The 7999-nt window shown below is 69.3% G+C and carries 10 protein-coding genes; 2 read left to right on the plus strand and 8 right to left on the minus strand.

Annotated features, from left to right (window positions below; translation table 11 throughout):
* The first annotated feature begins 27 nt into the window (after positions 1 to 27).
* Together BGO82_RS00645 and BGO82_RS00650 are read left to right on the plus strand one after the other, a co-directional pair.
* Positions 28 to 261, plus strand: a complete 234-nt coding sequence (locus BGO82_RS00645) for a type II toxin-antitoxin system Phd/YefM family antitoxin (RefSeq protein ID WP_291303601.1) — start codon at positions 28 to 30, stop codon at positions 259 to 261.
* Positions 262 to 645, plus strand: coding sequence for a type II toxin-antitoxin system death-on-curing family toxin (locus BGO82_RS00650; RefSeq protein ID WP_291303602.1), 384 nt, complete (start codon positions 262 to 264; stop codon positions 643 to 645).
* On the opposite strand, the gene BGO82_RS00655 is transcribed toward BGO82_RS00650, so the two are convergent.
* From BGO82_RS00655 to BGO82_RS00690, 8 genes are all read right to left on the minus strand, one after another.
* Positions 646 to 2544, minus strand: coding sequence for an ABC transporter ATP-binding protein/permease (locus tag BGO82_RS00655; RefSeq protein ID WP_291303603.1), 1899 nt, complete (start codon positions 2542 to 2544; stop codon positions 646 to 648).
* Positions 2544 to 2888, minus strand: a complete 345-nt coding sequence (locus BGO82_RS00660) for a metalloregulator ArsR/SmtB family transcription factor (protein WP_291303604.1) — start codon at positions 2886 to 2888, stop codon at positions 2544 to 2546. Before BGO82_RS00660 ends, BGO82_RS00655 begins: the two co-directional genes overlap by 1 nt.
* A gap of 44 nt (positions 2889 to 2932) precedes the next feature.
* Positions 2933 to 3967 carry a hypothetical protein gene (locus BGO82_RS00665; protein ID WP_291303605.1) on the minus strand — a complete coding sequence of 345 codons (1035 nt, stop codon included), beginning with the start codon at positions 3965 to 3967 and terminating at the stop codon, positions 2933 to 2935.
* A gap of 524 nt (positions 3968 to 4491) precedes the next feature.
* Positions 4492 to 6084, minus strand: a complete 1593-nt coding sequence (cimA, locus tag BGO82_RS00670) for a citramalate synthase (RefSeq protein ID WP_291303606.1) — start codon at positions 6082 to 6084, stop codon at positions 4492 to 4494.
* An 11-nt stretch (positions 6085 to 6095) separates the two neighbouring features.
* The gene (locus tag BGO82_RS00675) at positions 6096 to 6611 is read right to left on the minus strand and encodes a GFA family protein (protein WP_291303607.1); all 516 of its coding nucleotides are present in this window, start codon (positions 6609 to 6611) and stop codon (positions 6096 to 6098) included.
* Positions 6608 to 7087, minus strand: a complete 480-nt coding sequence (locus tag BGO82_RS00680; RefSeq protein ID WP_291303608.1) for a GFA family protein — start codon at positions 7085 to 7087, stop codon at positions 6608 to 6610. Before BGO82_RS00680 ends, BGO82_RS00675 begins: the two co-directional genes overlap by 4 nt.
* Entirely contained in the window at positions 7084 to 7560 is a 477-nt protein-coding gene (locus BGO82_RS00685; RefSeq protein WP_291303609.1) for a GFA family protein, read from the minus strand. Before BGO82_RS00685 ends, BGO82_RS00680 begins: the two co-directional genes overlap by 4 nt.
* A complete protein-coding gene (locus BGO82_RS00690; RefSeq protein ID WP_291303610.1) occupies positions 7547 to 7912 on the minus strand; it encodes a VOC family protein in 366 nt (121 codons plus the stop codon). Before BGO82_RS00690 ends, BGO82_RS00685 begins: the two co-directional genes overlap by 14 nt.
* Positions 7913 to 7999 lie beyond the last annotated feature (87 nt).

Consider the following 7999-nt stretch of genomic DNA (forward strand, 5'->3'; position numbering starts at 1 on the left):
TAGCTAACTTAGCTATGGAGTCAGATGATGGCCGAGATTTCCGCAACGGACGCCAAGAACAAGTTTGGGGAAGTGCTGGAGATGGCTCGCAAAGAGCCGGTGCGCATCCAGAAGAACGGGCGTGACGTGGCCGTGATGGTCTCGGCGGAAGACTACCGGCGCCTGACCGAAGGCGCGTCCGGCGTCAATCCGCTCATCGTCAAGCTTCATGCCGAGAGCGTGAAACGCTGGGGCAAGGTTTATGAAGCCCTGGCCAAGTAGATGGCCGGCCGCGTCTATTTGACCCTCGAGGATGTGGTCTGGATCCATGATCAGCAACTCAGCCTCTACGGCGGCGCGGCCGGCGTGCGCGACCAGGGCCTGATCCTCTCCGCCTTGCTTCGCCCCCAGACGGGGTACTACGCCGACCTGATCGAGGAGGCGGCGGCGCTGTGGGAAAGTCTCGCGATGAACCACGGCTTCGTCGACGGCAACAAGCGCGTCGCGTTTGCCAGCACGATCCTGTTTCTCGAGGCCAACGGTGTCACGCCAGTGGGCAGCGAGGACGAATGGATCGAGTTCATCTACTCCAATCTCGAAGGCGGCACCTTCCGCAAGCCGGTCCTCGAGCACTGGCTGAATCAGCACGTTTCGCCGGCACGTTGACTACTCCGCTGCCGGCAGGCCGCGTTTGACGAAGCCTTCGGGGTCGTTGGCGGCGGTGCGGGCGCGCTCTTCGGCTTCGGTGGCTTCGCGCTGGCGGGCCCACATCTGGGCGTAGAGGCCGTCGCGCAGCAGCAGCATCTGGTGCGTGCCGCGCTCGGCGATGAGGCCGTCGCGCAGGACGATGATCTCGTCGGCGTTGATGACGGTGGAGAGGCGGTGGGCGATCACCAGCGTGGTGCGGTCGCGGCTGACGACGTCGAGCGCCTGCTTGATGTCCTGCTCGGTCTTGGTGTCGAGCGCCGAGGTCGCCTCGTCGAGGATGAGGATGGGCGGGCCCTTGAGGATGGTGCGGGCGATGGCGACGCGCTGCTTCTCGCCGCCCGAGAGTTTCAGGCCGCGCTCGCCCACCGGGGTGTCGTAGCCCTTGGGGAGCGAGGCGACGAAGTGGCCGATCTGGGCGGCGTCGGCGGCGGCCTTCACCTCGTCCATCGAGGCGGCGGGGCGGCCGTACTGGATGTTGTAGGCGATGGTGTCGTTGAACAGCACGGTGTCCTGCGGCACCATGCCGATCTGGGCGCGCAGACTCGCCTGCGTCACGTCGCGGATGTCCTGGCCGTCGATGGTGATGCGACCGGCGGTGACGTCGTAGAAGCGGTAGAGCAGCCGCGAGATGGTGGACTTGCCGGCGCCGGTGGGGCCGACGATGGCGGTGGTCTTGCCGGCCGGCACCTCGAAGCTGATGCCCTTGAGGATCTCGCGGTCGGGGTCGTAGTGGAAATGCACGTCCTCGAAGCGGATCACCGGGCCGCTGATCGTAAGGTCGGGCGCGCCGGGCCGGTCGGTGATCTCGGGGTCCTGGCCCAACAGCTTGAACATCTCCTCGATGTCGGTCAGCCCCTGGCGGATCTCGCGATAGACGAAGCCGATGAAGTTGAGCGGCCGGTAGATCTGCATCAGGAAGGTGTTGAGCAGCACGAAATCGCCGATGGTCAGCGTCTTGTTGAGCACGCCCAGCACCGCCAGCACGCCGATGACGATGACGCCGGCGTAGAAGATCACCGCCTGGCCGAAATTGAGGAAGCCCAGCGAGGTCCAGATGCGGATGGCGGAGCGCTCGTACTTTTCCATCGAGCGGTCGAAGCGCTCGGCTTCCATCTTCTCGTTGGCGAAATACTTCACCGTCTCGAAATTGAGCAGGCTGTCGACGGCCTTGGAATTGGCGTCGGTGTCGCTCTCGTTCATGTCGCGGCGGATGGAGATGCGCCAGTTGCTCGCCCTGATGGTGAACCACAGATAGAGCCAGATGGTGACGATCATCACGCCGAGATAGCTGACACCGAACATCACCACGAAGATCACCGAGGTGACGGCGAACTCGACCAGCGTCGGGGCGATGTTGAGCACCATGAAGCGCACGATGGTCTCGATGCCCTTGGTGCCGCGCTCGATGATGCGGCTCAGCCCGCCGGTGCGGCGCGCCAGATGGAAGCGCAGCGACAGCCGGTGCAGATGCTCGAAGGTCTGGAAGGCCAGCCGGCGCACGGCGTGCTGGCCGACGCTGGCGAACATGATGTCGCGCACCTGCTGGAAGCCGGCGTCGACGACGTTGCCGACGCCATAGGCCACCACGAGCACCACCGGCACGGCGATGCCCATCACCAGCGCCTCGTTGCCCTGCGCCGCCTTGCCGAGGCCGTCGATGATGCCCTTGTAGGCGAAGGGGATGAGGGTGGTCGCAACCTTGCTGACCAGCAGCGCGGCGATGGCGAGGATGACGCGCAGCTTCAGATCGGGGCGGCCGGGCGGCCACATATAGGTCCACAGATGCATCGCCGTGGAGAGCAGCGAGCCCTCCGCGGAAAGCGCCGCGGCCTTTTTCTCAGGAGCGGGAGAGGCCATCAGGCCGGCTCGACTTCCGTGCTGCGCGGCACAGCGGGGGGACGCTCGCCCGAAAGGCCGGAGAACAGGCCGGAGAAGGCGCCGTTCAGCGCCTCCAGCCGCGCCGCATTCAGCGAATAGCAGTTGCGCGTGCCCTTGGGGCTGCGCTCGACCAGCCCGGCGTCGAGCAACACCTTGATGTGCTGGCTGACGGTCGACTGCGCCAGCGGCAGGCACTCGGTGACGTCGGTGCAGCAGCAATCGTGCTGCGCCTTTTCGGCGAGGATGCGCAGGATCGACAGGCGCACCGGGTGGCCCAGCGCGCGCATCACATCGGCGAATTCCTCGTCCTGCATGTTGTTCATCGCCATTTACCGATAGAAGAAGCTCGCGCCGCGCGCAAGGCTGATCAACGCACCTCAAGCGTGGCGAATGACGAATTCTCGCCGGTGTTGGGCGGCGGCAGCACGATGACGTTGGGATAGCGCGGATCGGCCCTGAGCACGCGCCGGGGCCCGACGCGCGGCGGCGCGGCGGCGGCGGCATGCGGCGGACGCGGCTTCGCCACCGGCCTCGGGACGATCGGCGAGGGGGATGCGGGCAGCGCCGATGGCGCCGGCACGGGCGGCGGCGGCACGGCTGCCGGAGGCTCGAGCGCCGCCTCGAGGGCGGCGGCGCCGTGGCGGGCGGGCGCGCCGCCGATGCTGCCGGTGAGCAGCGCGACGCCGGGGACGACGACAGGCGCGGCGGCCGCGCCGGCGCCGGTGCCGGGCGTGCCGAGACCGCCGAGGGCGATGGCGCCCTGCGGCGCGGCAAGGGCCACGGCGGCGGAGCTGTCGGCGAGGCCGGGGCCTGCCCGGCCGCCCGCCTCGACGCCGCGCGGCGCGGCGCTGAGGCTCGCAAGGCCAGTGTCGGCGCGAGCGGTGACGGCGCCGGTCGCGGCAAGCCGCCCGGCCGGTTCGACCAGCGCAATTTCGGCCGCCGGGTCGGCGGCGGCGGACGAAGTGCGGCCATTGGCCGTGAGGCTGCCGCCGGGGCGGGCGACGGCAACATCCCCCTGCACCGTCGGTGGCGCGCCGAGCCCGCCGGTGGCGCCGACGGTGCCCATGGGCGCGACGAGCGCGGCCGCACCCATCGAGGCCGGCGGCTCGTATTCGGTGGCATTGGCCTCGAGCCAGCCCTGCGGGCGGGCGTCGGCCAGCGTCGGCGGCGCGGCGGGGGCGGGCAGTTCCGGGGCGGCGACGGGCGCCGGCGGCGGCGCGGGCACGCGCTGGCGTAGCCCGCTCTGCTCGAATTTCGCCCTGAGGCAGGCGCCGAAGCCGTCGGCCTGGCGGCTGCAATCGAGGATCGACGGCCCCGCCAGAATCCCGCCGGCGACCAGCAGGGTCGCGCACGCAACCCCGATGGTCAGCGATACCGATGCGGCAGCGCGCGATCCGGCCAAAGCCTGTTTCCCCCTGCGGGCCAGCGTAGAATATCTGGAGTTTTATGCAAACAGCGGCGTTTTGAGGGCCGGGGGGTGAGGCGGGGTGACACGGACCGGCGGTGACTGCGGCCCCCACCCCCGGCCCCTCCCCGCAAGGGGGAGGGGGGCGATGGAGCCGCTAGCGCCCCGCCCGCTTGCCAGGCGCGCGACCTCTCCCCCGAGGGGGAGAGGTGAGGCCGGGCTGATGGATGCGGCCCCCACCCCCGGCCCCTCCCCGCAAGGGGGAGGGGGGCGATGGAGCCGCTAGCCCCCCGCCCGCTTGCCAGGCGCGCGACCTCTCCCCCGAGGGGGAGAGGTGAGGCCGGGGCTGGTGGCTGAGGCCCCCACCCCCGGCCCCTCCCCGCAAGGGGGAGGGGGGCGATGGAGCCGTTGGCGCAAGCGATGCAGTCGGGCTCGCCTCCCCGACGCAGGCGCGATGGGAGAGTTGGGTCCCAGCTTTCGCCGCGATGCATGTGGGAGAGCGGGCGGTCCCCTGCCCCGCTCTATGCCGGCACGCCGGCCTTGAGCAGCTTGTAGGTGATGGATTCGTAGAGGGCGGCGAAGGAGGCGTCGATGATGTTGGCGCTGACCCCGATGGTGCTCCAGCGCTCGCCGGTGCTGTCGCGGCTTTCGACCAGCACACGGGTGACCGCGCCCGTGCCGCCGTCGAGGATACGCACCTTGAAGTCGACCAACTCGAGATCGGCGATCTCGGCCGAGAACTTGCCGAGGTCCTTGCGCAGCGCCAGATCGAGGGCGTTGACCGGGCCGTTGCCTTCGGCCACCGACATCAGCCGCTCGCCGTCGACGACGATCTTGACCACCGCCTCGGTGACGTTGACCTGCTGGCCGCGGGCATTGTGACGGCGTTCTACCGAGGCGCGGTAGCTCTCGACGTCGAAGAAGGTCGGCAGCGTGCCCAGCACGTCGCGTGCCAGGATGACGAAGGAGGCCTCGGCGCCGTCGTAGGAATAGCCCCTCGCCTCGCGCTCCTTGACGGTGCGCAGCAGCTTTTCGAGCTGCGGATCGTCCTTCTCCAGCACGATGCCGTTGCGCCTCAGCGCCGTCAGCAGGTTGGACTTGCCGGCCTGCTGGCTGACCATGACATTGCGCTCGTTGCCGACGCTTTCGGGCGGCACGTGCTCGTAGGTCGCGGGGTCCTTGGCGATGGCGGAAGCGTGGATGCCGGCCTTGGTGGCGAAGGCCGAGGCGCCGACATAGGGCGCCTGCCGGTCGGAAGCGCGGTTGAGCAGGTCGTCGAAGGCGCGGCTGACGCGGGTGAGCTCGCGCAATTGCTCGGGCGTCACGCCGGTTTCGAGCGTGTCGGCGAACACCGGCTTCAGGAGCAGCGTGGGGATGAGGGTCACGAGATTGGCGTTGCCGCAGCGCTCGCCGATGCCGTTGAGCGTGCCCTGGATCTGGCGCACGCCGGCGCGCACCGCGGCCAGCGAATTGGCGACGGCCTGGCCGGTGTCGTCATGGGCGTGGATGCCGAGGCGGGATTTGTCGACCGGCAGGGCGGCGACGATGGCCTCGACCTCGGACGGCATGGTGCCGCCATTGGTGTCGCACAGCACCACCCAGCGCGCCCCGGCGGCGAGCGCCGTCTCAACGAAGCTCAGCGTGTAGGCCGGGTTGGCCTTGTAGCCGTCGAAGAAATGCTCGCAATCGACCAGCGTTTCCTTGCCGGCGGCGACGGCGGCCTGCACGGTCTCGCGCAGGTTCCGGAGGTTTTCCTCGGGCGTGGTGCCGCCCAGCGTCAGCTTCACCTGATATTCGGACGATTTGCCGACGAAGCAGACGGCGGACGCGGCGGAGTGGATGGTCGCCTGAACGCCGGGGTCGTTGCCGACCGAGCGGCCGGACCGCCTGGTCATGCCGAAGGCGGTGAAGGTGGCGCGGCGGGTGCGCGGCTCGGCGAAGAACGCGTCGTCGACGACGTTGGCGCCGGGATAGCCGCCCTCGATGTAGTCGACCCCGATCTCCTCGAGCAGGCCGGCGATGCGGATCTTGTCCTCGAGCGAGAACTCGATGCCGGCGGTCTGCGCGCCGTCCCTGAGGGTGGTGTCGAACAGATACAGGCGGTCCTTGCGCATCACGCGATACTCTATGGGCGCTGGCCGCCCGGGCGGGGCGTCCAGCGGTCGGTGTCGTGGTCGGGGTGCTGGTGGTTGCCGGCGCGGATGGCGACGGCCTCGTCGGTCATCGCTTCCTCGGTGGTGCCGGTCTGCTCGACTTCGCCGAGGTGGAACAGCGAGGGGTGCTTGCCCTCATTGCCCATCTGGTACCACAGCGCGATGCGGTGCGGCTCGTCGAAGGCGCCGATCGACATGGAGACGTGCGGGCCGCCGAGCGCGCGGTAGTAGAGCGAGGTTCCGCAATTGGCGCAGAAGCCGCGTGCCGCCTGGTCGGAGCTGTTGAACTCGGCGGGCTTGCCGCGGGTCCAGGTGAGGTGTTCGTGGCGGACGCCGACGAGGGCGGCGAAGAGGTTGCCGGTCGCCTTCTGGCACATGCGACAATAGCACACGTGCGGGTTGTCGCGCAGCGCCAGCGCGTGGAAGCGGATGGCGCCGCACTGGCAGCCGCCACTGAACGGGCCCGCGGGCATCTGGCGTTCGGTCATCTTTCACCTCCGGGGGGCCAGGTTTCGGTATCCTGGTCGGGATGCTGGAAGGAGCGCAGGATGGCGAGGATGTCGCGTTCCTCGTCGGTGGTGCCCAGCGGCTCCGCGGTCAGCTCGTCGGCGTGGCCGACGACGGGGTGGCGGTTGTCGCGCGCCAGCTCGCCGGTGGGCACGATCCGGTTCGGCCGGTCGAACGAGCCGATGGTGATGGCGGGGGTGTTGTCGCCCCATTGGTAGGTCAGCGGCGTGCCGCACTGGTTGCAGAAGCCGCGCTGCACCTTCAGCGACGAGCGGAACAGGCTCGGCCGGCCGCGCGTCCATTGCACCGGGGCGTCGAACTCCGCCCAGGCGCCGAAGACGTTGCCCAGCGCCTTCTGGCACATGCGGCAATTGCAGATGGAGGCGTGGCGCAACGGGCCGGCGACGCGGTAGCGCACCGCGCCGCACTGGCAGCCGCCGGTGTAGAAATCGCTCACGCGGCAAAGCCCTCCCGGGGCGGCCAGGTGTCGGTGTCGTGGTCGGGATGCTGGTGGCTGACGATCGTGGCGTTGTGCGCGAGCTCCTTGTCGGCATCGGGCTGCGGCGGCAGCGCGGCGAGGGTGTCGAACAGCGGCAGCCGGTCGCGCCGGTTGAACTGGACGACCGGCGCCGCCAGCATCGGATCGTCGAAGGCGCCGACCGCGAGCTCGATCCCGCCATCGTCGTCGACGCCGCCGAGCGGCGTTCCACACGCGCCGCAGAAGCCGCGCCGCCATTTGTTGGACGAGCGGAAATATTTCGGCGCGCCACGCGTCCACTCGACCTCGTAGGCCGTCACCAGCGGGCCGAAGAACGAGCCGAACGCCTTCTGGCACATGCGGCAATGGCAGATGGCGGAGCGGCCGAGCCGCCCGGCGCGAAAGCGCACCGCGCCGCACTGGCAGCCGCCGGTCAACTCAGGCTGGGGCATGGCAGACCGCTTCGATGTTGTGGCCATCCGGATCGAGGACGAAGGCGCCGTAGTAGTTCTGGTGGTATTCCGGGCGCAGGCCGGGCTTGCCGTTGTCCTTGCCGCCGGCGGCGATGGCGGCGGCGTAGAACTCATCCACCAGCTTGCGGCTGTCGGCGCGGAACGCCAGGTGCACGTGGCCCGGGTTGCCGGCCGAAATCCACAGGAACGGGAAGTCGGCGCCCATGCCGACGACGTCGCCGAAATCGTTGAGGATTTTCAGGCCGAGCGGCGCGAGCGCGGCGGCGTAGAAGGCTTTCGATTTGGCGAAATCGCCGGCGTTGAGGCCGATGTGGTCGACGGTGGTGGTCATGGCTTGATCTCCTTGGCTAGACGGCGGTGGATGCGGCCCCCACCCCCGGCCCCTCCCCGCAAGGGGGCAGTGTTTACACTGGACTCA

The organism is Devosia sp. 67-54 (assembly GCF_001899075.1).
In the GTDB taxonomy this organism is placed as follows: Bacteria; Pseudomonadota; Alphaproteobacteria; order Rhizobiales; family Devosiaceae; genus Devosia_A.

Bases quoted from the DNA above. Each gene is read 5' to 3' on its own strand.
- BGO82_RS00645 (WP_291303601.1), top strand. From the start codon at position 28: ATGGCCGAGATTTCCGCAACGGACGCCAAGAACAAGTTTGGGGAAGTG.
- BGO82_RS00650 (WP_291303602.1), top strand. From the start codon at position 262: ATGGCCGGCCGCGTCTATTTGACCCTCGAGGATGTGGTCTGGATCCAT.
- BGO82_RS00655 (WP_291303603.1), bottom strand. From the start codon at position 2,544: ATGGCCTCTCCCGCTCCTGAGAAAAAGGCCGCGGCGCTTTCCGCGGAG.
- BGO82_RS00660 (WP_291303604.1), bottom strand. From the start codon at position 2,888: ATGAACAACATGCAGGACGAGGAATTCGCCGATGTGATGCGCGCGCTG.
- cimA (WP_291303606.1), bottom strand. From the start codon at position 6,084: ATGCGCAAGGACCGCCTGTATCTGTTCGACACCACCCTCAGGGACGGC.
- BGO82_RS00675 (WP_291303607.1), bottom strand. From the start codon at position 6,611: ATGACCGAACGCCAGATGCCCGCGGGCCCGTTCAGTGGCGGCTGCCAG.
- BGO82_RS00685 (WP_291303609.1), bottom strand. From the start codon at position 7,560: ATGCCCCAGCCTGAGTTGACCGGCGGCTGCCAGTGCGGCGCGGTGCGC.
- BGO82_RS00690 (WP_291303610.1), bottom strand. From the start codon at position 7,912: ATGACCACCACCGTCGACCACATCGGCCTCAACGCCGGCGATTTCGCC.